General features: G+C 67.0%; 21 protein-coding genes. 12 read left to right on the top strand and 9 right to left on the bottom strand.

Annotated elements, in window-relative coordinates; all coding sequences use genetic code 11:
* Window positions 1–37: 37 nt before the first annotated feature.
* Window positions 38–655, top strand: a complete 618-nt coding sequence (locus R4P95_RS10065) for a DUF1109 domain-containing protein (protein ID WP_317744976.1) — start codon at window positions 38–40, stop codon at window positions 653–655.
* A gap of 278 nt (window positions 656–933) precedes the next feature.
* On the opposite strand, the gene R4P95_RS10060 is transcribed toward R4P95_RS10065, so the two are convergent.
* Complete coding sequence (locus R4P95_RS10060; RefSeq protein WP_213572016.1) at window positions 934–1,512, bottom strand: dihydrofolate reductase family protein; 579 nt, start codon at window positions 1,510–1,512, stop codon at window positions 934–936.
* 205 nt (window positions 1,513–1,717) lie between these two features.
* Here R4P95_RS10060 and R4P95_RS10055 point away from each other — a divergent pair, with 205 nt between their 5' ends.
* Window positions 1,718–2,212, top strand: coding sequence for a polyketide cyclase (locus R4P95_RS10055; RefSeq protein ID WP_397517634.1), 495 nt, complete (start codon window positions 1,718–1,720; stop codon window positions 2,210–2,212).
* A 224-nt stretch (window positions 2,213–2,436) separates the two neighbouring features.
* Here the strand turns inward: R4P95_RS10055 and R4P95_RS10050 are convergent, their stop codons facing one another.
* The gene (locus tag R4P95_RS10050; protein ID WP_317744977.1) at window positions 2,437–3,033 is read right to left on the bottom strand and encodes a hypothetical protein; all 597 of its coding nucleotides are present in this window, start codon (window positions 3,031–3,033) and stop codon (window positions 2,437–2,439) included.
* A 152-nt stretch (window positions 3,034–3,185) separates the two neighbouring features.
* Between R4P95_RS10050 and R4P95_RS10045 the strand changes: the two genes are divergently transcribed.
* The gene (locus R4P95_RS10045) at window positions 3,186–3,875 is read left to right on the top strand and encodes a hypothetical protein (RefSeq protein WP_213572015.1); all 690 of its coding nucleotides are present in this window, start codon (window positions 3,186–3,188) and stop codon (window positions 3,873–3,875) included.
* Window positions 3,876–3,913: 38 nt separating this feature from the next.
* On the opposite strand, the gene R4P95_RS10040 is transcribed toward R4P95_RS10045, so the two are convergent.
* The gene (locus tag R4P95_RS10040) at window positions 3,914–4,438 is read right to left on the bottom strand and encodes a YceI family protein (protein ID WP_317744978.1); all 525 of its coding nucleotides are present in this window, start codon (window positions 4,436–4,438) and stop codon (window positions 3,914–3,916) included.
* Window positions 4,439–4,655: 217 nt separating this feature from the next.
* On the opposite strand from R4P95_RS10040, the gene R4P95_RS10035 reads away from it, so the two are divergent.
* The gene (locus R4P95_RS10035) at window positions 4,656–5,435 is read left to right on the top strand and encodes a DUF899 domain-containing protein (protein WP_317744980.1); all 780 of its coding nucleotides are present in this window, start codon (window positions 4,656–4,658) and stop codon (window positions 5,433–5,435) included.
* 9 nt (window positions 5,436–5,444) lie between these two features.
* Here the strand turns inward: R4P95_RS10035 and meaB are convergent, their stop codons facing one another.
* From meaB to mutA, 3 genes are read right to left on the bottom strand one after another with little or no spacing between them, the layout of a single operon-like run.
* A complete protein-coding gene (meaB, locus tag R4P95_RS10030; protein ID WP_317744982.1) occupies window positions 5,445–6,449 on the bottom strand; it encodes a methylmalonyl Co-A mutase-associated GTPase MeaB in 1,005 nt (334 codons plus the stop codon).
* A gap of 1 nt (window position 6,450) precedes the next feature.
* On the bottom strand, window positions 6,451–8,715 hold the full coding sequence (gene scpA, locus R4P95_RS10025) for a methylmalonyl-CoA mutase (RefSeq protein ID WP_109330158.1): 2,265 nt from the start codon (window positions 8,713–8,715) through the stop codon (window positions 6,451–6,453).
* A complete protein-coding gene (gene mutA, locus R4P95_RS10020; protein ID WP_213572011.1) occupies window positions 8,712–10,628 on the bottom strand; it encodes a methylmalonyl-CoA mutase small subunit in 1,917 nt (638 codons plus the stop codon). The genes scpA and mutA overlap by 4 nt, the downstream gene beginning before the upstream one ends.
* Before the next feature lie 401 nt (window positions 10,629–11,029).
* On the opposite strand from mutA, the gene R4P95_RS10015 reads away from it, so the two are divergent.
* From R4P95_RS10015 to R4P95_RS09980, 8 genes are all read left to right on the top strand, one after another.
* On the top strand, window positions 11,030–11,725 hold the full coding sequence (locus tag R4P95_RS10015; RefSeq protein WP_249353724.1) for a TVP38/TMEM64 family protein: 696 nt from the start codon (window positions 11,030–11,032) through the stop codon (window positions 11,723–11,725).
* 59 nt (window positions 11,726–11,784) lie between these two features.
* Window positions 11,785–12,366 carry a hypothetical protein gene (locus tag R4P95_RS10010; RefSeq protein ID WP_109330161.1) on the top strand — a complete coding sequence of 194 codons (582 nt, stop codon included), beginning with the start codon at window positions 11,785–11,787 and terminating at the stop codon, window positions 12,364–12,366.
* On the top strand, window positions 12,363–12,890 hold the full coding sequence (locus R4P95_RS10005) for a hypothetical protein (RefSeq protein ID WP_213572009.1): 528 nt from the start codon (window positions 12,363–12,365) through the stop codon (window positions 12,888–12,890). The genes R4P95_RS10010 and R4P95_RS10005 overlap by 4 nt, the downstream gene beginning before the upstream one ends.
* Before the next feature lie 150 nt (window positions 12,891–13,040).
* Window positions 13,041–14,873: a fatty acyl-AMP ligase gene (locus tag R4P95_RS10000; protein ID WP_317744984.1), complete on the top strand. Its 1,833-nt coding sequence runs from the start codon at window positions 13,041–13,043 to the stop codon at window positions 14,871–14,873.
* A gap of 37 nt (window positions 14,874–14,910) precedes the next feature.
* Window positions 14,911–15,195, top strand: coding sequence for an acyl carrier protein (locus R4P95_RS09995; protein ID WP_213572008.1), 285 nt, complete (start codon window positions 14,911–14,913; stop codon window positions 15,193–15,195).
* Complete coding sequence (locus tag R4P95_RS09990; RefSeq protein WP_317744985.1) at window positions 15,192–19,550, top strand: type I polyketide synthase; 4,359 nt, start codon at window positions 15,192–15,194, stop codon at window positions 19,548–19,550. Before R4P95_RS09995 ends, R4P95_RS09990 begins: the two co-directional genes overlap by 4 nt.
* Window positions 19,551–19,554: 4 nt before the next feature.
* On the top strand, window positions 19,555–20,328 hold the full coding sequence (locus R4P95_RS09985; RefSeq protein WP_317744986.1) for a thioesterase II family protein: 774 nt from the start codon (window positions 19,555–19,557) through the stop codon (window positions 20,326–20,328).
* On the top strand, window positions 20,322–22,592 hold the full coding sequence (locus R4P95_RS09980; RefSeq protein ID WP_317744987.1) for an MMPL family transporter: 2,271 nt from the start codon (window positions 20,322–20,324) through the stop codon (window positions 22,590–22,592). Before R4P95_RS09985 ends, R4P95_RS09980 begins: the two co-directional genes overlap by 7 nt.
* On the opposite strand, the gene R4P95_RS09975 is transcribed toward R4P95_RS09980, so the two are convergent.
* From R4P95_RS09975 to R4P95_RS09965, 3 genes are read right to left on the bottom strand one after another with little or no spacing between them, the layout of a single operon-like run.
* Window positions 22,501–23,694 (bottom strand): SPFH domain-containing protein, encoded by a 1,194-nt coding sequence (locus R4P95_RS09975; RefSeq protein WP_213572004.1) that lies wholly within the window; start codon window positions 23,692–23,694, stop codon window positions 22,501–22,503. The two genes, R4P95_RS09980 and R4P95_RS09975, sit on opposite strands and share 92 nt — an antisense overlap.
* Window positions 23,695–24,126, bottom strand: a complete 432-nt coding sequence (locus R4P95_RS09970) for an NfeD family protein (protein WP_159922598.1) — start codon at window positions 24,124–24,126, stop codon at window positions 23,695–23,697.
* A gap of 8 nt (window positions 24,127–24,134) precedes the next feature.
* Window positions 24,135–24,974 (bottom strand): DUF3097 domain-containing protein, encoded by an 840-nt coding sequence (locus tag R4P95_RS09965; RefSeq protein ID WP_317744988.1) that lies wholly within the window; start codon window positions 24,972–24,974, stop codon window positions 24,135–24,137.
* Between the last annotated feature and the right edge of the window lie 46 nt (window positions 24,975–25,020).

Genomic DNA, 25,020 nt, shown 5'->3' with positions numbered 1-25,020 from the left:
CCGCATTTCCACGCCGGACGACGGCTAACGTGAACCAATGAGCAGTGCCGCCGGACCGCCCGTTCGCGCGCAGAGTGACGTCAAGCCGAACAAGCCTCCCGGACCGATCCATCTGGCTCTGACCGCTGCCTCACTGCTGATCCTGGTGTGCATCTACTACGACTGGTGGCCCTCTCGCTACGGCACGTCGAGTTGGGCCGATCCGATATTGTTCGGTGCAGCGGTGATGCTGATCCTCGCCGCCCTAGGGCCGGTGTGGGCAGTGAAGACCTTGTATGTCATCGGCCAAGACCGGCGGTGGTCATGGTGGATCGCGGCTGCGCCGGCGGTCCTACTCGTCGCTGTCGTCACGGTGATGCTGGCACCACGGCCGTCGTTCGACGACACCCGGGCAGAGTTCGAGCGGGTGGCGCTCGAGTTGCTGGCAGATCCGGAGCCGCTCCACAGCCATCTCGAGATCGGCCGGTTCGATATTCGCACCGCCATGTCGGGCGACGATGGCGTGGTCTACTTCATCGAGGACGGCGGACTCGGACTGACGGTGAGCAGCGGTTGGGCGTACAGCCCGCGCGGTGTGCCCGCCGGGTTCGATGATTCCACTGCGACTCACCTGGGCGGGCCGTGGTACAAGTTTATTTCAGTGTGGCGAACCTGACCGCCCACCCTGTCCCACATCGTATCCAGCCTCGCGACGAGGATTTCCGGCAGGTAGCGTCCGAACTACGGTCACCGTGGCATCTGCCCGGCTTCGACAACCGTTCGCTCCCGACGAGCGCCAGAAACGCATTCTCGTCGAGGGAGCTGCGCTCGGCGAGCTCCTGGTCCGCAAGCCGGTTCGGACGCGATCGATCGGCTCGTGGCCGACCCGCGGGTCGTCGTCGATGATTCCGACAGGGAACCCCCGTACTACTCCTGCGTGGACCGCTGACCCTCTCAGGCATGCAGGGTGGGCCGGTAGATGAGCTCCTGGATGTTGCCGTCGAGTGTCCGGCTCTCGATCAGCTCGAGGTCGAAGTCGGCCGCACCCTGGAATATCGGGTCCAGCCCGGTCTGACCGGTAATGACGGGGAAGATCGTCACCTGGACGCGGTCGACCAAACCGGCGGCCATCAGCGCTCGGTTCATCGACAGACTGCCGTGTGAGCGCAACGGCACCTCGGACTCCTCCTTGAGCCGGGCGACGACGTCGACGGCGTCACCGCTCACGAGAGTCGCGTCCGGCCAGTCGAGCCGTCCTTCCAGGGTGGTCGATACCACCGTTGCCGGCAGACTCCTCATCCGGGTGACCCATGGATCACGAACCTCGGACTCTTCCGTGCTCGAGGCCAACATCTGCGCGAACGCGCGGTAAGTATTGGCGCCGAACACCATCCGCTGCTCGGTGCCGTACAAGGCGAGGCGGTGGTCGAGCAGCTCGGGGCCTTGCTTGCCCCAGTAGCCGGTCCAGTTGCCGCTGGCGGCGCCGAAGCCGTCGAGGCTGGAAAAGACGTCGAAGGTGTAGGTGGCAGTCATGATGCGCTCCTCGGGTGCGGTCGATCGGGCATGTGGATACAGACTGGAACTTTCGGCGAAACTCATCACGCTCTGTCCCACGGGAAGTCCGCGCTGCGACGTTATTCCGTCCACCCGACCGATGAATTCCGGTTCGTCTTGCAGTCTGCATTGATGAAGGTTCCTTCCGCACCTGTGGGAGGCTCGAGATCTGATGACAAGGAGCGTGAACGCCGTGGACCGAGAGAACGTCTGCGCCACCGTGGTTGTTGCCGCTCCCGCCACCAGGGTGTTCGCGCTGCTGGCCGACCCGAGGACCCATGCTGCGATCGACGGCACCGGTTGGGTGCAGGACGCTGCCGACCAGGCGCCGCTGACCGAGGTGGGGCAGATCTTTCGGATGGACATGTATCACCCCAACCACCCGAACGGTGACTACAGAGTGGCCAACCAGGTCCAGGTGCTCGACCCGCCGAGGGCCATTGCCTGGCGGACCGGGCAGGAGAAGGACGACGGTCAGCTGGAGTTCGGCGGCTGGGTCTGGCGTTACGACCTGGTGCCGCTCGGTCCGTCCGATACCGAGGTCACGCTTATCTACGATTGGTCGGCGGTGCCGCACTACATCCGGGAGTACCTCCAGTTCCCGCCGTTCGGTCCCGAGCACCTCACCAACTCGCTGCATCACCTGGCAGAGCTGGCGGTACTCACTCCCGACGCCTAGGCATCTGCCGGTCGCCCCGTAAAGTCGGCCGGCTGTCGATGGCGAGTTGCAGCGAATACCGAAACGCTCTTGCATGGGACGGACGGCAGAACAAGTGGCGTCGCTCCGTGGCCGCGACGGCGTCGACGTTGCGGTGAGTACGACACCAAGTCCTGATCGGAGTGGTAGATGCCGGCGTCCGCGCTTATGCCGTGTCGGCCTTCTCGACCGCGTCACGAGTGAGATCAGTCAATTTTCCGATGTTCTCGGGCATTAGCCGGGTAGCCGGCCGAGGTCACGCCGATGACATACTCGCCTGCGAGAGCGCCGTATCCGATGTGCGTTTCTTCACCCTGCGTGACGGCGCCGGCAAACGCCTTCTCGCCCACACCGGATGGCGTCGGTAGCGCTACGAAACCCTGAACCACTTCGCTGTTGTCGATCGCTTGCTCGAATGCGGTCGATGCGGAGTCGGGGATCGAATACTGATCGACAGACACGGTGACCCGCCTGCCGTCAGCGCCTTCGTAGATCACCATTCTCGTCGCCTCGGGGACACCGGCAGCACTGTCGTTCGCACTGGTCGTGGCCTGTCGATCTATCTCCGGGAAATACTTCTGAACGACTTCCAGCCCGACCAGGACCTCCTGAGGCACGAGGTTCGTGGTGGAGGTCGTCGCGTCCTGCTGCGATTCCCCACCAGGCTCCGTGCGGTGTTGTCCACACCCGCCCGCCGTCAACACTCCGATCACGACGATCGAGAGAATGGAGAGAGACGCGCGACGGCCGATGCGGCGCGGCCGGTATTTCTCCGTTGGTTGCGCCACGCCGGGAACAAGCATGACACCAAGTATCACCGCTCCCCCGTCCTCGGACCGCGCTTCGTTGGACGAATGCTCAAATTCGGTGCCAATGCGATTGCGGTCGGAAGATCCCTTTGGAAACCTCGAAGAACAGGTGTCGACCGAACAACGTGGAAGGTGACCTCCGATTCATGATGCTGGCGAATGCCTGTGAGCTCTATAGAGGCACAGGCCTCATCGGTCAGCCGGCGGCCGCTGTCACCAGCCTGGCCTTCGTGGTTGCCGGCGTCGCGGTGATCGCGCGCCGTCGGAACGGTGCGCCGACCGTGATCTACGGCCTGCTCGTCGTCGCCGTCGGTGCCGGGTCACTTGTTCAGCACGGACCCAACCCGTCGTGGCAGGCCTACGCACACGACTTGCCGATCGCAACTCTGCTCGCCTACGTCGCCGCCGAGGCCGCGTCCGACAGGTTCGGCCGTCGGCTGTCGCCCGGGTGGTGGCTCGTTGTGCCGCTCGTGATGGTTCCCACCGTGGCTGCCGGATCGACTGTATCCACAATCGTGCAGGCAATGCTCGCCGCGCTCGCTATCGGACTGAGCATGGAACGCGCGCGCGTCCATCCGCAGTTGCGGCGCGCGACGGTCGTCGCGGCAGTACTTCTGGCGTCCGGCGCCCTGCTCGGCGCCCTCGGTGACCGGACGCCGATCTGTCGGCCGAGCAGTGTCGTTCAGGGACACGCGCTGTGGCACGTTCTGGCCGCCGCCGGATTATGGCGACTCGCGTCCACGATCGGTGCATCCGCCGAAAAGGCGCCGAGACGCCCGGAATCGGATTCACCGCCGACCAGTTCCGACGGCACCTTTCGTCGACCGCCGACGTGACGGGCGTAGCCCCGCGAGTGAGAGAAAGGCGCGGTGAATCAAGACTTGACGAAGACGGCGTTGATCACGACACGGGTGGCGAGGCGCGAGCCCTTCTTCGTGTAGGTCATGCCCCAGTTGCTGCGGTCGAGGAGTATTTCGGCGCTGACCGTGGCGGTGTCGTCGGTGGCGACAACCTCTGCGGGCACGGTGAGCGGTCGAGTCTGCCCGTGAACGGTCAGGTCGCCGTCGAGATGTACGTGTCCCGGATCGGCTGGTCGCGATTCTGCCGCGGTGAAGACAATGGTGGGGTACTTCTGGACATCGAAGAAGTCTGCGGAGCGCAGGTGCTCGTCGCGTTTACCGTTCTTGGTATTCAGCGAGGTGGCGTCGACTACCAGCCTTCCGGTGATACCTCCGTCGTCACCGACCGTTGCGGTGCCCTCGACGGTGTGGAAGCTGCCGGTGACCCCGAAGATCCACAATCCCTTCGTGTGGAAGGTGATCGAGGTCCGAGAAGGTTCCAGAGTCCAGGACCCGGCGAGCGTAGACAGTTGCGGGGCGGACTCCATGGGAGATGTCATGTGTACCTCCGGTAGGTGATGATCGGTAGCCAGACACGGTTTCGCGAGAGCGCCGGGGCGTCACGACAAATCGGTCTCGGCTGGACTCCATCCCCAACGAACACCCTCTGGCAAGCATGCTAGCTGCGGGGCCGACTGTCTCGTGGAAGTTCTGGAGGTAGCCGCAACCGAGTGCCGGCTGAGACCATTACGTGTGTCCTACGAGAGGAGACGAACGATGACAGCGTCCGATCCACAGGTCACCACCCGCGAGCAATGGCTCATCGCGCGGCGCGAGCTACTCGCACAGGAGAAGGAGCTGACCCGACACCGCGACCGGGTCAACGCCGCCCGACGCGCGCTACCCATGGTCGAGATCACCAAGGAGTATGTATTCGACGGTCCCCACGGCAAGGTCGAACTCGAGGACTTGTTCGACGGCCGCAGTCAACTCCTCATCTACCACTTCATGTTCGAACCCGACGCCGACGAAGGTTGCCCGTCCTGTTCGTTCACGATGGACAATGTGGGCGACCTCCGCCACCTGTACGCCCGGGACACCTCGTTCGCGGCCGTGTCACGCGCACCGCTGCTCGAGCTCGAGCGCTACCGGCAGCGGATGAGTTGGGCCCTCCCCTGGTATTCCTCGCACGGCAGCGACTTCAACTACGACTTCCACGTCACCCTCGACGCGGCGGTCGCACCGGTGGAATACAACTACAAGGATCAGGCCGAGCTGGAGCGGACGAACCCCGCCTGGAAGGGCTGGTCCGGCGAAGAGCACGGTGTCAGCGCCTTCCTCCGCCACGGTGATCGAATTTTCCACACCTATTCCGGCTACGCGCGCTCGACCGAAACGCTCCTCGGCACCTACCAGTGGCTCGACCTCACCGCCCGCGGCCGGCAGGAGGACTGGGAACAACAACCCCGCCGCGGCGACGACCCTGCCATGAGTTGGCTGCGCCGCCACGACGAATACGAAGCAGACGTGATCGCAGGAGCGAAGAGCCCTGAGTGACCTGCCCGGTCATTCCACGGAGGCGTCGGAACCGTCGAAGGCGTCGAGGATCTGGGCCGCGGCCAGCGCCGCTGTCAGGGAACCGTCACGCACCTGTTGTTCGACCTGCCCGCGAATGTCCTTGACCCGCCGGTTCGATGCCAGTCGACGTAGCAGCTGATCGTGGACCATGGTCCACGTCCAGTCGACCTGCTGGCGACGACGGTTCTCTTCGAATCGTCCGGCCTCGCTGAGCACCTCACGGTGATGCTGGACGGTGTTCCAGAACTCCTCGAGCCCGACACCTTCGAGACCGCTCATCGTGATGACGGGCGGCTTCCAGATGGCGTCGTGGGGGTAGATCAGCCGCAGTGCACCCGCCAATTCGCGGGCAGCTCCCTTCGCTTCGCGTTCGTGCTTGCCGTCGGCCTTGTTGACGGCGACGAGGTCGGCGAGCTCGAGCACACCCTTCTTGATGCCCTGCAACTGGTCACCGGTCCGGGCGAGAGTGAGGAAACAGAAGCAGTCGACCATGTTCGCAACCGTCACCTCGGACTGCCCGACCCCGACCGTTTCGACCAGAATGACGTCGAAACCGGCTGCCTCGAGGAGCACGATGGTTTCCCGGGTCGCCTTCGCGACACCGCCGAGGGTGCCCGAGGTCGGCGACGGCCGGATGTAGGCGTCCTTCTCCACGGTCAGCCGCGCCATGCGGGTCTTGTCGCCGAGGATCGACCCGCCGGTGCGCGTCGACGACGGATCCACCGCGAGGACCGCCACCCGATGACCTTTCCCGATCAGGTACATCCCCAGTGCGTCGATGAACGTCGACTTGCCGACGCCGGGCACACCGGTGATGCCCACCCGGTGCGCGTTGCCCGACTCCGGAAGCAGTTCGAGGAGCAGACGCTGCGCCGCCTCCCGGTGGTCGGTGCGTGTCGATTCGACCAGGGTGATGGCCTTCGCCAGGCCGGCGCGCTGGTTGGCGCGCACGGCCTGGGCGAGGGCATCGATGTCGACTGGAGGGCGCCCCATGTTATTCCGGGGTGCCCGTCAGGTCGTGCCCGAGCTGGGCGGCCAGCTTCTCGAGCAGACCGGTGGCCGCCTCGGCGATCACCGTGCCGGGCGGGAAGATCGCGGCGGCGCCCGCCTGGTAGAGCTCGTCGAAGTCGCCGGGCGGAATGACACCGCCGACCACGATCATGATGTCGGGACGCCCCACCGCCGCGAGCGCATCCCGCAGTGCAGGCACCAAGGTGAGGTGACCTGCAGCCAACGACGACACACCGACCACGTGGACGTCGTTGTCGGCCGCCTGGTTAGCGACCTCTTCCGGGGTCTGGAACAGCGGTCCGACGTCCACGTCGAAGCCGATGTCGGCGAAGGCGGTGGCGATCACCTTCTGTCCGCGGTCGTGCCCGTCCTGGCCCATCTTCGCGATGAGGACACGCGGGCGGCGGCCCTCCTCCTCGGCGAACTTCTCGACGAGTTCCGTTGCGTTACTGATGTTGTCCACCTTCCCGGCCTCGTCCCGGTACACCCCGCTGATGGTGCGGATCTCGGCCTGGTGACGTCCGAACACCGTCTCGAGTGCGTCGGAGATCTCGCCGACGGTGGCGTGCGCACGGGCAGCGTCGATGGCGAGCGCGAGCAGGTTGTTCTCCATGCCGCCCTCCGACGAGGCAGCGGCGCGGGTGAGCTCGGCGAGTGCCGCCTGCACCGCGACGGGGTCGCGTTCCTCACGCAGGCGTGCGAGCTTCTCGAGCTGTTCCTTGCGGACCCTCGAATTCTCGACCTTGAGGACCTCGATCTTCTGATCCTCTTCGGCCCGGTACTTGTTGACACCGATGACCGGCTGACGACCGGAATCGATGCGCGCCTGGGTGCGGGCGGCGGCCTCTTCGATGCGCAGTTTCGGGATGCCCTCGCTGATGGCCTGCGCCATACCGCCGGCCTCTTCGACCTCGGCGATGTGCGCCCGGGCGCGGTTCGCCAGCTCGTGAGTGAGCCACTCGACGTAGTGGGAGCCGCCCCACGGGTCGATCGGGCGGACCGTCCCCGATTCCTGCTGCAGCAACAACTGGGTGTTGCGGGCGATGCGGGCGGAGAAGTCCGTCGGCAGCGCCAGCGCCTCGTCGAGTGCGTTGGTGTGCAGAGACTGGGTGTGCCCCTGCGTAGCGGCCATGGCCTCGACGCAGGTGCGGGCCACATTGTTGTAGACGTCCTGGGCGGTGAGCGACCAACCCGATGTCTGCGAATGTGTGCGCAGCGACAGCGATTTCGCCGACTTCGGCTCGAACTGGGCAACCAGTTCACTCCACAGGAGACGACCGGCCCGCAGCTTGGCGACCTCCATGAAGAAGTTCATGCCGATGGCCCAGAAAAACGACAACCGCGGCGCGAACTTGTCGATCTCCATGCCGGCGTCGAGCCCGGCGCGGAGGTATTCGACACCGTCGGCGAGCGTGTACGCCAGCTCCAGATCGGCTGTGGCACCGGCCTCCTGGATGTGGTACCCGGAAATGGAGATGGAGTTGAACCGCGGCATCTTCGTGCTGGTATACGCGAAGATGTCCGAGATGATGCGCATCGACGGCTTCGGCGGATAGATGTAGGTGTTGCGGACCATGAACTCTTTCAGAATGTCGTTCTGAATGGTTCCGGCCAGCTGTTCCGGAGCGACACCCTGCTCCTCCGCCGCCACCACATACAGGGCCAGGATCGGCAGAACGGCACCGTTCATGGTCATCGACACACTGACGCTGTCGAGGGGAATGTGGTCGAACAGCTGCCGCATGTCGAGGATCGAGTCGATGGCCACACCGGCCATGCCCACGTCACCGGCGACGCGCGGGTGGTCGGAGTCGTAGCCGCGGTGGGTGGCCAGGTCGAACGCCACCGACAGACCCTTCTGCCCCGCCGCAAGGTTGCGGCGGTAGAAGGCGTTGGACTCGGCGGCCGTCGAGAATCCGGCGTACTGACGGATGGTCCACGGCTGGTTGACGTACATGGTGGGGTACGGCCCACGCACGAACGGCGCGGCACCGGGGAAGCTGCCCACCGGGTAACCCTCGGACTCGGCGGCGTCGCGGTCGGCCTTGGTGTAGACCGGTTTGACGTCGATTCCCTCGGGCGTGGACCACACCACCTGTTCCGGGGTGTAGTGGTTCGCCGCCGCGGCGGCGGCGATCAATGCGTCCGTCTGTTCCGCGGTCGGTGCGGCCGGCTGCGGAAACTGAGGATCCTCCAGCGGCACGTCGGCGAAGCTGCCGATCGTGTGCTTGACCTCGCGAGTAGTCACTTCTTGCTCCCTGTGTCGCCCGAGGTGTTCCCCGCGCTCTCGATGATGTCGAGCAGATCGGACAGGACCGAGACTGCATCGATGCGTGCTGTGACGAATCCGTCGGGACGGGCTGCCCCGTCCACGTCGGCAACGACCTTCTCCGGACCCGCCAGGAGAACGGTGCCCACACCCGCAGCGCGCAGTTCCTCGACCGCGGCCGCGGCGTCGGCGGTGTACCGCTTGTCGGTACCGCAGATCACCGCGATACCGGCCCCGGACTGTGCCGCTGCGGCCGCGATGCTGCCGTCACCGACCGCGAGGGGTCCGGGATTGACTGCGGCGATGCCACCCGATGCCAGCAGGTTCGTGCTGAAGGTGGTGCGCACGTTGTGTTCGGCGACCGGTCCGAGCGGAGCCAGGAACGCGGTGGGCCGGACCCCGTGGGCCGCCAGATAGCTGTCGGAGCGGTCGCGGAGCCGTTCGAAGGCGGCGGCGTATCGCGCCACCCGTCCGGTGTCCGCGGCACCGGGAGGCAGTGGCGCCTCCTCCAGATTGGGATACTCGTTGACCCCGGTGACCGCGGTCTTGCGGTGTGCGATGTCCGATTCGCGTTGCGCCCGCGTCGAGTTGATTCGCTCGGTGATCTGTCCGGCGTCCAGGCCCGCGAGATATCCGCCGGCCGACTCGATCTGCTGGAAGAATTCCCACGCCTTCTCCGCGATCCGCTGCGTGAGATCCTCGACGTACCACGATCCGGCGGCGGGGTCGAGCACGCGGCCGAGGTGCGATTCCTCGAGCAGCAACAACTGGGTGTTGCGGGCGATCCGATCGGCGAAGGTCTGCGAGACCCCCAGCGCCCCCGCGGGCAGCGCGGCATCGAACGGCAACACCGTCACCGCGTCGGCACCGCCCACCCCGGCGCCGAACGCGGCGAGGGTGGTGCGGAGCATGTTCACCCACGGATCACGCTGCGACATCATCGCGGCGGACGTGACCGCATGCTGCGGCGCGCCGCCGAAGTCGGAGGCACCGCATACCTGGGCGATCCGGGCCCACACCAACCGGGCGGCGCGGAACTTGGCGATGGTCTGGAACTGGTCATCGGTCGCCGCAAACCGGAAATCGATCTGGCCGAACGCTTTTCCGATCGGCAGCCCACCCGCGGTGAGCGCCCGCAGGTACTCGAGCCCGGCGGCGACGGACGCACCGAGCTCCTCCGAGTCGGAGGCGCCCGCGTCGTGGAAGACGGTGCCGTCCACGGTGATCGCGCGCACCTGTTCCGGTCGGGTCGACGCCTCGGTGGCCAGTGCCACCGCGTCACCGAGATCGATATCCGTCACACCGGCGAAGGCACTCGTCAGCGGCGCCGCACCGAGGTGGACGCGCACCGTGGTGCGATCGGTGACGCCGTCACCGGCGGACGCACGCGCCTCGAGCAGGGCGAACAATGCACGGGCCGCGGCTGTCACCTCGGTTCCGGCATCGAGGGTGAGCGGGGCGAGGTCGAGCAGCACGCCGTCGAGCGCCGTCTCCAGCGACCTGACGGGCAGCGTGTTCTCACCGACGGTGAGCCAGACCGCGCTGACCCCGTTTTCCAAGGCGTCGAGGATGGACCGGTTGACGTCCGCCGGATCGGCGCCCGCACCGAATCGGGCGCTGACGAGCCAGCCGGAGTTGACGTCCCGAGTGGCGTCGACGCCCCGAACGTAAGGGAATGCGCCGGGAAGCGGCTGCTCGGGACGCTCGTCCCGGGGGCTGTAGAGCGGCGCGACGGTCACACCGTCGTAGGTGGTGGTCTCGAGGAGCTTCTCGGGTTCCGGACCGAGGTCTGCCGCGTCGACTCGCCGCGATTTCGCGAGGACTCCCGCCACGGAGCGCTGCCAGTCGGTATATGCCCGCGCAGCTTCCTCGGTTTCTGAAGCTAATGACACGGTGTCCGCTTCCTCTCCCTGCATGGCCCTGATGAGCGATCGATCAATATGTTGTGTTGGTGTGATGCTAGCCGCAGACTCCGCTCTCCTATCGTGAGGATCACCACATGATGGATAACCTCAGGTCATGAGCATGACGCCGGAAGAGTTCGACGCCCAGGGCACCGCCATTCATCGGTTCTATCGGCTGACCGTGCCCGTCAGGGGAGGTCGTTTTCCGCGGCGAACTACTCCATCGTAGGAGGATGGCCGCCGCCGCGCTGGCCCGAATTGTCGCCCGCGAGCCGGGGGCGCGCCTGCGTGGCGGCGGTGTCCGGATGGGACGGCTTCCGCTACGACCGTGCTCTCGACTGTTTTCCTCGCACGACCCTTCGCGGTCCGGCCGGGTAGCCTGGTGCCCTGTGAAGAGACGCCTGGGGAACCGCAGGGTCATCGGCGTCGCCGCACTGGCAATCGTGCTGGTGGTCGTCGCGGTGGTGGCACCCCATCCGTCCGTTCTGCAGATCCGGGAATGGGCGCAGTCGGTGGGCCCGGCGTTTCCGCTGGTCTTCTTCGTCGCGCATGCGCTGGTGACGATATTCCCGTTCCCCCGCACCGTGTTCACCTTGAGTGCCGGGTTGCTGTTCGGGGCCTGGCTCGGCATCGCGATCACTGTCGCGGCCGCAACGGTCAGCGCGGTGCTGGCTCTGTATCTGGTGCGCGCCATCGGCCGGGACGTCGTGTGGCAACGCATCTCCAGCCCGACGATCCGGCGGGTGGACGAGCGGATCGCCCGACGGGGGTGGCTCGCCGTCGGCTCTCTCCGGCTGATCGCATTCGTCCCGTTCTCCGTGGTCAACTACTGCAGCGGCGTCTCCTCCATCCGGCTGCTCCCCTACGTGCTCGCCACGGTCGTGGGCATCCTCCCCGGAACGGTGGGGATCGTGGTTCTCGGGGACGCCCTGAGCGGCGAGACGAATCCAGCCCTCCTCCTGCTGTCCGGTGTGTGCGTCGTCGTCGGCATTCTCGGGTTGATCGTCGATTCTCGGCGTCCCCTCGATCGATCCGATGCCGAGGAGTTGCCGCTGACCGAGGGTGTGTCTATCCCTCATCCTTGAACGGGCGATGTCAAGTTACGAGTCTTGACAGACAGGTTTCCAGGTTCTAGCCTTGACGAATGTTCGTCCTCACCGTCGACCAGCGCGGAAGTCGCCGCGACGTCGACCGTGTCGGCGACCTGATCGCCGAACTCGGTGATCACCGCCTCGTCCGCCCGTTTCAGCGCACGGCCGGCGACGAGATGCAGGCGGTCGTGGCAGATCCCGGGACCGTGGTGGCTCTCGCCCTCGACCTCGTCGGTCGCGAACACTGGAGCATCGGCATCGGTGCCGGCGCCGTGGAAGAACCGCTTCCCGACGAGACGCGGGCCGGCCGAGGACCGGCGTTCGAACTCGCCCGCGTCGCCGTCGAGCGGGCGAAAAGTGCCCCGGGCCGGGTTGCGGTGGAGGGTTCCGACACCGACTTGTCCGCGGACGCCGACACCGCACTCACCCTCGTCGCCGTTCTCCTCACCCGCCGTACCGACGAAGGCCGCGAAGCTGTCGCGCAGATGCGGCGCGGGCTCACCCAGACGGAGGCGGCTAAAACACTCGGCATCAGCAAGCAGGCCGTCTCACAACGCCTCGCCACCGCGGGGTGGCAGGTGGAGACGGCAGGCCGCCGACTGGCCGAACGACTCCTGCAGAAGGCGGATTCATGACGGCGGTCGCGCTCCTCGCCCTCGGCGTCGCGGCGCTGGCACCGCTGGTGCTTGCCACACAGCGCGTTCCCCGCTGGGTGTCCCAGTGGGCGGCCCCACTCGTCGGGCTTGCCGCCCTCGCCGTGGCCGCGGTCGCCGGCTCCGCCACCACACCGGTGAAGGGTTTCGCACTGGGTGCGACGCTCGTGCTGTGTGCAGCAGCGGCCACCACCGGCGGGGCGCCGATGGTGCTCGCCGCCTTCAGGATCGCCCGGCGCCAGCCCGATTCCGGTGACGACCCCCGGCCCGAGGCGGGCCCATTGCGAGGCGGTCGGGTGATCGGACTGCTCGAGCGTGCCGCCGTCGCCGCCGCGATCCTCGCCGGGTGGCCGGAGGGTATCGCCGTGGTCCTGGCCGTCAAAAGCTTGGCCCGCTACCCCGAACTGCGCGAACCACACGCCTCCGAGCAGTTCATCATCGGCACGTTCACCAGCGTGCTCTGGGCCATCGCCGTGTGCGGCGTCGGGCGGGCGCTCATCACCTAGCCCGGGGCCTCACCGAAAAGCCCTGCGGCACAGAACGATCAACCTCTCGAGGCACTCAAATGCCCGGTGACACTGCCCATCCCACGGTGACGCGAGACCAACCGGAGGTGGGGGTGATTCCACCCCTGGGGTTGATGGAATCCCCCGGCGATGCGGACGAGAGTAGGAATCGTCCACTTCGAGGGAGAAGATCACGTGCATTCCGACTTCGTGTCACACGTTCGAGCTCAGGCCGCCACCTACGGTGAGGAACGCTCCTACACCTACCATCGCGAGGTCGGCCGCGAACTCGTCGAAGAGGTTCTCACCTACCGCCAGTTGGACCAGGATGCGCGGGCGATCGCGTCGTGGTTGTCGACGCGGCCCGAGGCCCACCGCCCGGTGATGCTGCTGTACGTCGACGGCATCGACTTCCTTCGCGCATTCCTCGGATGCCTGTACGCCGGTGTCGTCGCCGTACCTGCCCCCGTGCCGCACGACGCCCGCAGCATGGCGCGGGTGGCCACGATGTTCGAGGACGCCGACGTCGGTCTGGTGCTCACCACGTCCGCGATCGAAGAACTGCTGACGGCGTGGATCGGCGACTCCGGACTCACCGGCACGGTCGCCGTCGCGTCGACCGACGCCGCCGAACTCGGCGACCCCGACGAGTGGCAGATGCCCGAACTGGACGGCGACACCCTCGCCTTACTCCAGTACACCTCGGGATCCACCAGTGAGCCCAAGGGCGTGATGGTGACCCACGGGAACCTCCTGCACAACGCCGCGGCCATGATCGAGGCCATGTCTGCGGCCATCAGAGACGGCGACGCCGGCAGCGTTGTGGGCTGGCTTCCACACTTCCACGACATGGGGCTGATCGGCATGCTGCTGCTCCCCCTCTACGCCGGCAGCAACCTTGCCTTCATGTCGCCGATGACCTTCCTCAAGCGCCCGGTGCGCTGGTTGCAGTTGATCGATCGCTACCGCGCCGACATCACCGTCGGCCCGAACTTCGCGTACGACCTTCTCGCCCGCCGGATTCCCGACGACCAGTTGACCGGCCTGGACCTCTCCTCGGTGCGGGTCGCTCTCAATGGGGCAGAACCGATTCGCCCCCGTACCCTCGAGGCCGTCCTCGACCGGCTCCGGCCCTACGGGTTCCGGGCGGACGCGTTCTTCCCGGCTTACGGAATGGCCGAGGTGACGTTGCTCGCCACCGCCGGAGCCGTGGGCAGCCCGCCGGTGTACCTCGATGTCGACCCGGCCGCACTCGAGCGCAACGAGCTCACTCCGATGGCCGGTGGCACCCGACTGGTGAGCAGCGGCCGCGCATTCGGTGTGGACATTCGCGTCGTCGATCCGGACACCACCGACGAGCTGCCCGAGGGCCGGGTCGGGGAACTGTGGATCCGCGGTGGCAGCGTCACCGCCGGCTATTGGAATCGGCCCGAGGACACCGAGGAGAAGTTCCACGCCACCACCCTCGGCGGGGACGGGCCGTTCCTGCGCACCGGTGACCTCGGCGCTTCCGTCGGCGGTGAAATCTTTGTCACGGGCCGGCTCAAGGACCTGCTGATCGTCAACGGACGCAACCTGTACCCCCAGGACATCGAGGAGGCGGTGCGCGAACTGCATCCAGCCCTCACCGGATCGGCCGGAGTGGTGTTCTCCATGGACACCGGACGCCACGAGCGCCTCCTGGTGATCCACGAGGTCAAGACCGGGTTGCTCGATCAGGGTCACGGAGCGAACGACACCGTGACGATCACGGACCTCGCCCGAAAGATCAAACTCTCCGTCGCCCGGGCCTTCGACGTGCCGGCGCCGAGCGTCGTCCTGGTAGATCGGCACGGGGTGCACCGCACCACCAGCGGAAAGGTTCAACGCCGATCGATGCGCGCGTCGTTCCTCGAGAACAGGGTGGATGCGGTGCTGCACGAAGAAATCGATCCGGCGGTCCAGGGCCTCCGCAGCCGAACCGCCACACCTGCACACGCCTGACCTCCACCCCCACCCTCGCCGACAAGGAAACGTCCCCATGCCTGCTTTCGTGAACCCCACCCGCGACCTCACCCCGGCTATCGACTGGCTCACCCGAAGGGTGGCATTCTATACAGAGCAGCCGGTGCACAATGTCGACCCAGACATCCCGCTCGCCGAGCTGGGAATCGAATCGGTGTCTGCGGTGAGCCTGTGCGGCGAGATCGAAGACCAGTGGGAGCTCGAACTGGACCCCACTGTGGTATTCGACTACCCCACCATCGCCGAGATGGCTGTCTTCATCACCACCGAAGTCGAGGACCGGTACGAGAGGGCCGCATGACCGACATCGCCATCGTCGGCCTCGACTGCCGATTCCCGCAGGCAACGGACGCCGACGCGCTCTGGAGGCTGCTGATGGCCGGCGGCGACGGAATCGTCGACGTCCCCGAAGACCGATGGCACGCGAACGACTTCTACAACGAAGCGGGTGGACCGGGCGCGATCAACAATCGTAGCGGCGGATTCCTCAGCGACGCAGACGCTTTCGATCACGAGTTCTTCGGCATCGCCCCCCGCGAGGCCGAGGCCATGGACCCGCAGCAACGCCTGCTCCTGCAGACGGCGTGGCGCGCCCTCGAGGACGCCACCCTGGATCCGCGGGGCCAAGCCGGTTCGAACACCGGCGTATTCGTCGGCGTGATGGCCAACGAGTGGAATCTGCAGATGAGCGACCTCTCGCGGATCACGCCGCAACTCGGAAGTGGCAACGGCTACTTCATGACCGCAAATCGAATCTCGTATCAACTGGACCTCGAGGGCCCGAGTATCGCGGTCGACACCGCGTGTTCGTCGTCCCTGGTCGCCGTCCACCTGGCCTGCGCGGCGTTACGCGCCGGCGAGTGCGAACAAGCGCTCGCAGGCGGCGTCAATATCGCCCTCACCCCCGCCTTGAACGTCTTCTACACCCAGGCCGGGCTGTCGGCGCCGGACGGACGATGCAAACCGTTCAGCGCCAAGGCGAACGGTATCGGCCGGGGTGAAGGTGCCGCCGTGCTCGTGCTGCGCCGCCTCGAGGACGCGCAGGCCGAGCGGTTGCCGATCTACGCGGTGATCAAGGCGAGCGCGGTCAACAACGACGGCCGCAGCAACGGAATCACCGCACCCAACCGGTGGGCCCAACAGCAGGTCATCGGCGAAACCTATCGGCGCGGCGGGGTGACGCCGGACCGCGTCGCGTTCGTCGAAGCGCACGGCACCGGAACCGTGCTCGGCGACATGATCGAGATCAAGGCACTCGGTCACCTCCACGGCGTTCCCCGCCCGCAGCCGTGCGCGATCGGATCGATCAAGGGCAACCTCGGCCATACGGAGGGTGCGGCCGGGGTGGCCGGGGTGATCAAAGCAGCGCTGGCCCTGCACCACCGTGTGGTACCGCCCACCCGCTGCGCGGAGGACGAGAACCCTCGACTTCGACTGGCCGACAACGGGCTCCGTCTCGCAAAGGAGCCGATGAGCCTGCCCGACGGCGACGTCTACGGTGCGGTCAGCAGCTTCGGGCTCGGCGGCACCAACGCCCACCTGCTCCTGGCCGCCGCGCCCGCCGACGAGGCCGTCCCGGTGGGCGTCGTCGGCGGCGGCGTACTCACCCTGGCGTCGAACAACAGCGAGGGCCTGCGACGCAACGCCGCCGTCCTCGCCGACCATCTCGCCACCCGCCCCGCTACCGAACTGGCCAGGGTGTGCTGGACCTCCAACCGGGTGAAAGCCTCCGGACGCCACCGCCTTGCGGTGCCCGTACAGGACCGCGACGAGGCCGTGTCCGCCCTGCGCAAGCTTACGACCGACCCCGGCCTGCTCGAGGTGTCGTCCGGAACCGCACGGCCGGTGAGCACCGGCTGGCTCTTCACCGGTCAGGGCGCACAGTACCCGGGAATGTCGCGTCAGCTGCACGAGCAGTCCGCGGCGTACCGACTCGCCTTGGCGGACGTGGACGAGCAGATGGCACCGCATCTGGGCCGATCGGTCCGCGCGCTGCTGCTCGACGCCGGTGACGACGACATCCGTCGAACCGAGTTCGCGCAGCCCGCTCTCTTCGCCGTGGAGTACGCGCTGGCGCGAGTGCTCGCCGAGATCGGCATCGAGCCCGCGTGGCTGGTCGGCCACAGCGTCGGCGAATACGCGGCCGCGGCGCTGGCCGGCGTTTTCGACCTGGACGACGCGTGCCGCCTCATCACCGCCCGGGGGCGGCTCATGCAGCAGTTGCCCGAGGGCGGTGCGATGCTGGCCGTGCGCGCCGCCCGGGAGGAGGTCGCCGATCTCCTCGCCGGTGAACCGTCGGTCGCGCTGGCAGCGGTGAACGGGCCACGGGACCTGGTGCTGTCCGGGTCGGCGGGCGCACTCGAGGTGATCCGAAAGTGTCTGGCCGGGAAGGGTTTCGCGGTCCGGCCTCTCGCCGTCTCCCACGCGTTCCACTCGCCGCTGATGAGGCCCGTGTCCGACGCCTTCGCCGAGGTCGCGGCCGGCTGCACCTACCGGACACCGACCATCCCGATCTTCTCCACCGTGCACGGACGGCTACTCGACGTGGACGAACCGATGGATGCCACCTATTGGACCGACCACATCGAGGCGACGGTGCAGTTCGCGGACGCGGCCACTGCCGCGGTGGCGTCCGAACCGACGCATCTGATCGAGGTGGGACCCGCACGGGTCCTGGCGCCGATCCTCACCCGCGCTCATCCCGAACTCGCCGCGAAGTACCTCCTACCGTGCCCCGGCCCGGCGGCCACCGGTCACGAGCTCACCGACACCGTCGCTGCCCTGTACCGGGACGGTGTCGACCCCAACTGGGATGCGCTCTACGAACCGGGCGCGCGTGTGCGCCGACGACTGCCCGGCTACTCCTTCGCAACCACCGCCCGCTTCTGGACGTCGGTTTCCACCACTGTCGGGGTGACCACAGCGACCGAGGCGGCCGACGCTCAACCGCCCACCACGCCGATCACCGACGCACCGAAAGCGGAGGACTCCACCATGGAGCACCTGATTGCACTGTTCCGGGAGCAGGCCGCCGTCCTCGCCGCCGTCGCTCATAACGGTGCCGACATCTCGACGCCCGCGTTGACGACACCCCACGCCGACACCGCCACCCGCGAACGCGTTTCCGGGGAGATTGCCGAGGGAATCCGCGGCGAGGCGGCGCGTGTCAGCGGGTTTCCGGCCGGGTCGTTGCGGACCGCACACACCATCGTCGGCGACCTCGGATTCGACTCGATCATGGTCGCCGACCTCTTCAGTGGGCTGAGGCGAACCTTCCCGGAACTGGTCATCGACCCGGAGTGGTTCTCGCCGTCGACGACCCTCGGCGACCTGATCGACCACGTGACCACGCAGTTGCAACCGGCAACGTCGCCGGCCGCTGCCCCGACCCCCGAACCTGCGGTGGCGTCGGCGGGCCCCGCGACCGCCCCCCGCATGGTCCGGCCCGAGTACCGCATCTCCGACTTTCCCGAGGTCAAGGCACTTTCCGAGCGCCTGACCATGACCGAAGGGTTCGGCGTCACCAACCCGTACTTCCTGATCAACGACGGGGTCACCCGCGACACCTCGATCATCGGCGGGAACGAAGTTCTCAACTTCTCCAGCTACAACTACCTCGGCATGTCCGGCCATCCCGCCGTGGTCGCCGCCGTACAGGACGCCGTCGCCCGCTACGGCAGTTCGTGCTCGGCCAGCCGGCTGCTCTCCGGCGACAAGCCGGTCCACCGCGAGCTCGAGACCGAACTCGCCGCACTACTCGGCACCGAGGACGCCATCGTCCTGGTCAGTGGGCACGCCACCAACGTGACCGTGATCGGGCACCTCGTCGGTGAAGGCGACCTCGTCATTCACGACAGCCTGGCGCACGACAGCATCCTGCAGGGCTGCACACTGTCCGGCGCCACCCGCCGTCCGTTCCCGCACAACGACCACGATGCGCTCGACGCCCTGCTCACCGCGATCCGGCCGCAGTACCGGCGGGTCCTCATCCTCATCGAGGGCGTGTACAGCCAGGACGGCGATATCCCCGACCTTCCCGCCATGATCGCGGTGAAGAAGAAGCATCAGGCGCTGATGATGATCGACGAGGCGCACAGCATCGGGGTGCTCGGGGCAACCGGCGGCGGTATCGGCGAACATTTCGGTGTCGACCGCGGTGATGTCGAGTTGTGGTCCGGCACCATGTCGAAAGCGCTGGCCGGCTGCGGCGGATACGTAGCCGGGAGTTCCGAGCTGATCCAGTTCCTCAAATACACCACCCCCGGCTTCGTCTACAGCGTCGGCATGACACCCATGAATGCCGCGGCATCACTGGCCGCGATTCGTCAGATGCGCGCCCAGCCGGAGGTGCTCGACCTGCTGCGACACAATGCGCAGCTGTTCCTCTCACTGGCCACCGAGGCCGGCATCGATACCGGTGACACGCGGGACACGCCTGTCATTCCCTGCATCGTCGGTGACTCGCTGAAAACGCTGAAGTTGTCGAACAGGCTGCTGGAGCGCGGAATCAACGTGAACCCCATTCTCTATCCCGCCGTACCCGAGGACCTGGCGCGGCTGAGATTCTTTGTCACCTCGTGCCACTCCGAGGACCAGATCCGCTACACGGTGAAAACTCTGGCCGAAGAACTCGCTGCACTCCGGGACGGCGACTAGTGCCATGCACAGCCGCTATCTCGACCAGCCCGGGGCCGACGCGGCACTACGCCTGTTCTGCTTCCATCACGCCGGTGGCGGGTCGTCGATGTACCGCCCCTGGCATCGTGCACTGCATCCCTACGCCTCGGTGTGGCCCGTGCAGCTGCCCGGCCGGGAGGGCCGCGCCGGAGAAACTCGATTCGTCGACCTCGAGTCCCTCCTCACCGACCTGGAGTCCGAACTCGACGACGCCCTGACGGTTCCGCACCTCTTCTTCGGACACAGCCTGGGCGCGCTCGTGGCCTATCGGCTGGCCTGCCGGCGTCGATCCCGGCATCGTCTCCTGCCCAGGGCCCTGCTGCTGTCGGGATACGGGGCGCCGCACCTTCCCGCACCGTTCCCACCGGTCGACAGCCTGGACGACACCACCTTGATCCAGTTCCTTCGCGATGTGGGTGGTGTTCCGGCCGAGTTCCTGGACTGGCCCGATTGGGTGCGGCACTGGCTTCCGGTGGTGCGCGACGATCTGCGCGTCTGCTGCAACTACGTCGACCCCGGTGACCCGCCGCTCGAATGCCCGATGCATCTCTTCGGGGCGGACGCCGATCCGCTCGTCAACGAACACGACCTGCACGCCTGGAACCGTCACACCACACAGCCGTGCGAAGTGCAGATTCTCGCGGGCGACCACTTCTACCTCACGCAGTCCCCCGAACAGCTGTTCCGTCTGCTGCGGCCGTTGCTGCGGCGCTACGCCCCGATGACCGGCCGTGACGAAGCGGTAGCGTCGTGCTGAGGCGCCTCGCCACCCTCATCGTGTCCTTCCCGCGCCGCGTCCTGGCAGTCGCGGTCGCCCTCCTCGTACTGTCCGCAATTTTCGGGGCGGGGGTGTCCGAGCACCTGAAAGTGGGCGGTTTCGACGACCCAGGCTCCGAGTCTGCGCAAGCGGAGCGATTCCTCGAGGCGGAGTTCGGCACCGCGAGTCCGAATCTGGTGCTCCAGGTCACGGCGCGCAGCGGCGACGTGAACACCCCGGACGTCGCCGCAGCCGCACAACAATTGCGACGGTCGATCACGTCGGAACCGGACATCACCGAAGTGGCCTCCTACTGGGTAGCGAATTCCGCCGAGCTCCGCAGCACCGACGGACGCTCGGCTCTGTTGCTGCTGCACGTCGGGGGTAACCCGGAGCAGGCGGCGCGGCGCACCCACACGCTCGTCGAGGCATTGCCGTCCGACGACCCCGCGATCGAGGTGGTCGCCGGCGGCAAGCTGGGCCTGACCGACGCCATCGAGCAGCAGGTCGCCGACGATCTCCTCCTGGCCGAATCGATCGCCGTCCCGGCAACACTCGTCCTGCTCGTGGTGGCGTTCGGCAGCGTGGTGGCCGCGCTCCTGCCGTTGACCCTGGGTATCATCTCGATCCTCGCGACGATGGTGGTGCTCTTCGGTCTCGCCCAGATCACCGATGTCTCGGTGTACGCGCTCACCGTGGCCACCGCGTTCGGGCTGGGCCTGGCGATCGACTTCGGATTGCTCCTGGTCTCCCGGTTCCGTGAAGAACGAGCCGCCGGCCGCGATCCCCAGGAAGCGGTCGTCGACACGGTGACGACGGCCGGGCGCACCATCGTGTTCAGCGCCGCGACGGTCATGGTCGCGATGACCGGAATGCTGGTGTTCCCCACCTACTTCCTGCGATCGGTCGGTCTGGCCGCGATGGCGGTGGTCGCCGTTGCGGCGCTGGGCGCCGTCGTGGTGTTACCCGCGCTGCTCGCTGTGCTCGGAACCCGGGTAGACCGGTTGACGGTGCTCCGACGGAAGAAAACACCGGCATCCGACTCGCTGTTCTGGCGGCGAACCGCGGCTGCGGTCACCCGTAGACCGGTGCGAACAGCGCTTCCCGTCGTCGCACTCCTGCTGGTGCTGGGAATCCCGTTCCTCCACGCGCAGTATGCGACACCGGACGAGCGCGCCCTGCCCGGCGGGTCGGCGGCCCGCCAGGTCACCGTCGACATCCGAGAGAACTATTCCGCCGGCGGCGCCGACGCCGTGACGGTGCCGACCCCGCAGGACGGAAGGTCCCACGGGCCACTCGCCCGGGAGATCTCCACCATGACCGACGTCGCCCGGGTCGACGGCGTGTTCGGCCGCTACGAGAAGGGGGATCTGGTCCTCGGCCCGGGACCTGAGAGCGCTCGGTTCGCAGCGGGAGAGGCCGGTTTCCTGCTCGTGCAGCCCTCGGTCGGCGCCCAGTCGGAGGCCGCGCAGGACCTGGTCCGCGCGATCAGAGACCTGCCCGCGGTAACCGGAGACGACCTTGCGGTCGGCGGACCCACCGCCACGCTCATCGACAGTCGCACCGCCATCATGGACCGGCTACCTCTGGCCATCGGTCTGATGGCGGTCGCGACTTTCGTGCTGCTGTTCTTGTTCACCGGAAGCGTCATCCTGCCGCTGAAGGCGTTGGTGCTCAACGTGTTCACACTGTCGGCCGTCGTGGGTGCGATGGTGTGGGTGTTCCAGGACGGCCACCTCGCCTGGCTCACCGGCGCGACGCCCGCCCCATTGAACATCGGCATGGTGGTGCTGTTGTGCTGCATCGCCTTCGCGCTGTCCGTGGACTATGAGATTTTCCTACTCAGCCGCATCAAGGAAGCCCATGACGCCGGCGCGAGTACAACCGAGGCGACCATCGAGGGACTCGGCCGCGTCGGTCGCATCGTCAGCAGCGCGGCGGCACTGCTCACGGTGACGCTGCTGTCGTTCTCCACCGGCCTGTCGTTCATGCAGATGTTCGGGATCGGCACCGCGCTCGCCATCATCGTCGATGCCACACTGATCCGCGGTGTCCTGGTACCGGCGTTCATGCAGATCGCCGGCGACCTGAACTGGTGGGCGCCGCGCCCGCTGCGGTGGCTGCATACCCGCATCGGGCTGAGCGACACCCCGGGGTCCGGCCCGCCCGAGGTCACCGATCCTGCGGCGGCACCGGCGGCGGAAGCTGTCCCGGCGCCGCACTCGGCCCGAGCGAATGCTCCTCGGCCCCACCAATCTTCGTGAGCGGACCGTCGACGGGCTGACGCGCCTCCACCTCTGCGGCGCGCACCGCCCGGGCAATGGCCGGGTCGGACTTGGTTTCGAACCACTCGGCGACCTCGTCGGAGTCGTCCTCCGGCTTCGGTAGATCCTCGTCCGCCGTGGACGGCTCGTACCGGAACACGCCGTCCTGGCCCTGAGCTCCGAGGGTCTTCGCGAATCCCTTGAGCGCGTCACCGAAGTCGCTGGGCACCAACCACACCTTGTTCGCGTCGCCCTGCGCCATCTGCGGCAGCGTCTGCAGATACTGGTACGCGAGCAGCTCAGGGGTCGGTTTTCCCGCCTTGATCGCGGCGAACACCTTCTCGATGGCCTTCGCCTGACCCTGCGCCTGAAGGTATTTGGCCGCCCGTTCACCCTGCGCGCGCAAGATCCGGGACTGCCGCTCCCCCTCGGCGGTGAGGATCGACGCCTGCTTGGCGCCCTCCGCGGCGAGGATCCGGGACTGCTTGTCGCCCTCGGCGGTCTTGATGGCCGACTCGCGGTGTCCCTCGGCGGTCAGAATGGTGGCCCGCTTCTCGCGGTCCGCCTTCATCTGCTTTTCCATCGACTCCTGAATCGAGGGTGGCGGATCGATACTCTTGAGCTCGACTCGGGCGACCCGAAGCCCCCACCGGCCGGTGGCCTCGTCGAGCACACCCCGTAGCTGCCCGTTGATCGAGTCCCGCGACGTCAGCGTCTCTTCCAGAGTCATGCCACCGACGACGTTGCGGAGCGTGGTGGTGGTCAGCTGCTCGACACCGACGATGTAGTTGCTGATCTCGTACACCGCGGCCTGCGGATTGGTGACCTGGAAGTACACCACCGTGTCGATGGACAGAGTCAGGTTGTCCTGGGTGATCACCGGCTGCGGCGGGAACGACACCACGCGCTCGCGCAGATCCACCTTGGCCCGGATGCGGTCCGCGAACGGGATGAGGAACGTCAGCTGTCCCGACACCGTCCTCGAATACCGGCCGAGCCGCTCGATCACTGCGGCCTCGGCCTGCGGCACCAGAGCCACCGATTTGGCCACCACCAGAGCGACGAACAATACGAGCACGACCAACACGATGAGTGCTGCCATCTACGGTCCCCTCCACACGACGGCGGTAGCGCCGTCTATTTGCATCACCGTCACGGTCGTTCCCGGTGGATATACCTCGGTGCTGTCGAGCGGACGCGCAGTCCACACGTCACCGCCGAGCTTGATCTGTCCCGCGTGCTCCGCGACTTCCTCGAGAACCAGCGCCTGTTTTCCGGTGAGCGCCTCGATCCCCATCGGCGTCGACGGCGGGGTCGCGAACTTACGCAACAACACCGGCCGCACTCCGAGGATCAGCACGAGAGAGAGAACGCCGAACAACACCGCATCGACCCACACGGGGAAGTCGGTGACTGCGGTGACCCCGGCCGTGGCGAGGGCACCGCCGGCCAGCATGAGGAGGAAGAAGTCCCCCGTCAATGCTTCCGCTGCAGCGAGCAGGACACCCGCTACCAGCCAAATCAATGCAGCCACAACACCATCTAACCAGAACCTGGGTGTGGGGCGGTGACGAAGTCGACCAGCTGTTCGACCGCCCCGATCAGCGGAGCTTCGAGGTCACGGAAACTGTCGACCGCCGAATAGACCCGACGCCAGCCGTCGCGCGGCGTGCCCCAGCCCAGCTCCCGGCACACCCCGGTCTTCCAGTCCTCACCGCGCGGGATCTTCGGCCATGCCTCGATCCCGACCGCGCTGGGACGCACCGCTTCCCACACGTCGATGAAGGGATGCCCCGTCACCAGCACATTCGGGCCGAGTCCCTTCGTCAGCTGTGTCTCCTTCGACCCGGTCACCAGATGGTCGACCAGAACGCCGACGCGCCGGCCGGGCCCGGGCCGGAACTCTGCCAGCCGTTCCGCGAGATTGTCCAAGCCCTCGAGATGCTCGACGACGACACCCTCGACGCGCAGGTCGTGACCCCACACCCGCTCGACGAGTGCCGCGTCGTGGACACCCTCCACCCAGATCCGGCTGGCCAGCGCGGTGCGGGCCCGCAGACCTTCGACTTTGGTCGATCCCGATGCGGACCTCGTTCGCACGGGTCCGGCCGGCTTCGCCGCGGGCCGCACCAACGTGACCGGCTTCCCGTCGATCAGGAACGCGGCTTCTCGCATCGCGAACAACCGGGTACGCCGCGCTCCGTCCTCGAGCCGGACGAAGTCACCGTCGTAGGTTCGCTCGAACCCCACCACCGCCCCGCAGAACCCGGTGCCCGCATCCTCGACCACCAGATCCCGTTCCGCGGCCACCGTGGGCGTCACCGGCTTCCTGGTCCGCGGGTGTCCGGAAAAGATGTCGCCGTATCTGTCGCCTCCGCTCACGGGCGCTGACGCTATGCCAGAGGTGCCGTTACACACACCCCGCCAC

This window comes from Rhodococcus sp. IEGM 27, from assembly GCF_033142305.1.
GTDB lineage: Bacteria > Actinomycetota > Actinomycetes > Mycobacteriales > Mycobacteriaceae > Rhodococcus_F > Rhodococcus_F oxybenzonivorans.
The sequence above is the reverse complement of the archived record's forward strand: the minus strand, read 5'-3'. Positions and strand labels throughout refer to the sequence as shown.

Excerpts from the sequence above, each read along its gene's own strand:
- R4P95_RS10065 (WP_317744976.1), top strand. The coding sequence starts at position 38 with ATGAGCAGTGCCGCCGGACCGCCCGTTCGCGCGCAGAGTGACGTCAAG.
- R4P95_RS10060 (WP_213572016.1), bottom strand. The coding sequence starts at position 1,512 with ATGACTGCCACCTACACCTTCGACGTCTTTTCCAGCCTCGACGGCTTC.
- R4P95_RS10050 (WP_317744977.1), bottom strand. The coding sequence starts at position 3,033 with ATGCTTGTTCCCGGCGTGGCGCAACCAACGGAGAAATACCGGCCGCGC.
- R4P95_RS10045 (WP_213572015.1), top strand. The coding sequence starts at position 3,186 with ATGATGCTGGCGAATGCCTGTGAGCTCTATAGAGGCACAGGCCTCATC.
- R4P95_RS10040 (WP_317744978.1), bottom strand. The coding sequence starts at position 4,438 with ATGACATCTCCCATGGAGTCCGCCCCGCAACTGTCTACGCTCGCCGGG.
- R4P95_RS10035 (WP_317744980.1), top strand. The coding sequence starts at position 4,656 with ATGACAGCGTCCGATCCACAGGTCACCACCCGCGAGCAATGGCTCATC.
- meaB (WP_317744982.1), bottom strand. The coding sequence starts at position 6,449 with ATGGGGCGCCCTCCAGTCGACATCGATGCCCTCGCCCAGGCCGTGCGC.
- R4P95_RS10010 (WP_109330161.1), top strand. The coding sequence starts at position 11,785 with ATGTTCGTCCTCACCGTCGACCAGCGCGGAAGTCGCCGCGACGTCGAC.
- R4P95_RS10005 (WP_213572009.1), top strand. The coding sequence starts at position 12,363 with ATGACGGCGGTCGCGCTCCTCGCCCTCGGCGTCGCGGCGCTGGCACCG.
- R4P95_RS10000 (WP_317744984.1), top strand. The coding sequence starts at position 13,041 with ATGCGGACGAGAGTAGGAATCGTCCACTTCGAGGGAGAAGATCACGTG.
- R4P95_RS09995 (WP_213572008.1), top strand. The coding sequence starts at position 14,911 with ATGCCTGCTTTCGTGAACCCCACCCGCGACCTCACCCCGGCTATCGAC.
- R4P95_RS09990 (WP_317744985.1), top strand. The coding sequence starts at position 15,192 with ATGACCGACATCGCCATCGTCGGCCTCGACTGCCGATTCCCGCAGGCA.
- R4P95_RS09985 (WP_317744986.1), top strand. The coding sequence starts at position 19,555 with ATGCACAGCCGCTATCTCGACCAGCCCGGGGCCGACGCGGCACTACGC.
- R4P95_RS09975 (WP_213572004.1), bottom strand. The coding sequence starts at position 23,694 with ATGGCAGCACTCATCGTGTTGGTCGTGCTCGTATTGTTCGTCGCTCTG.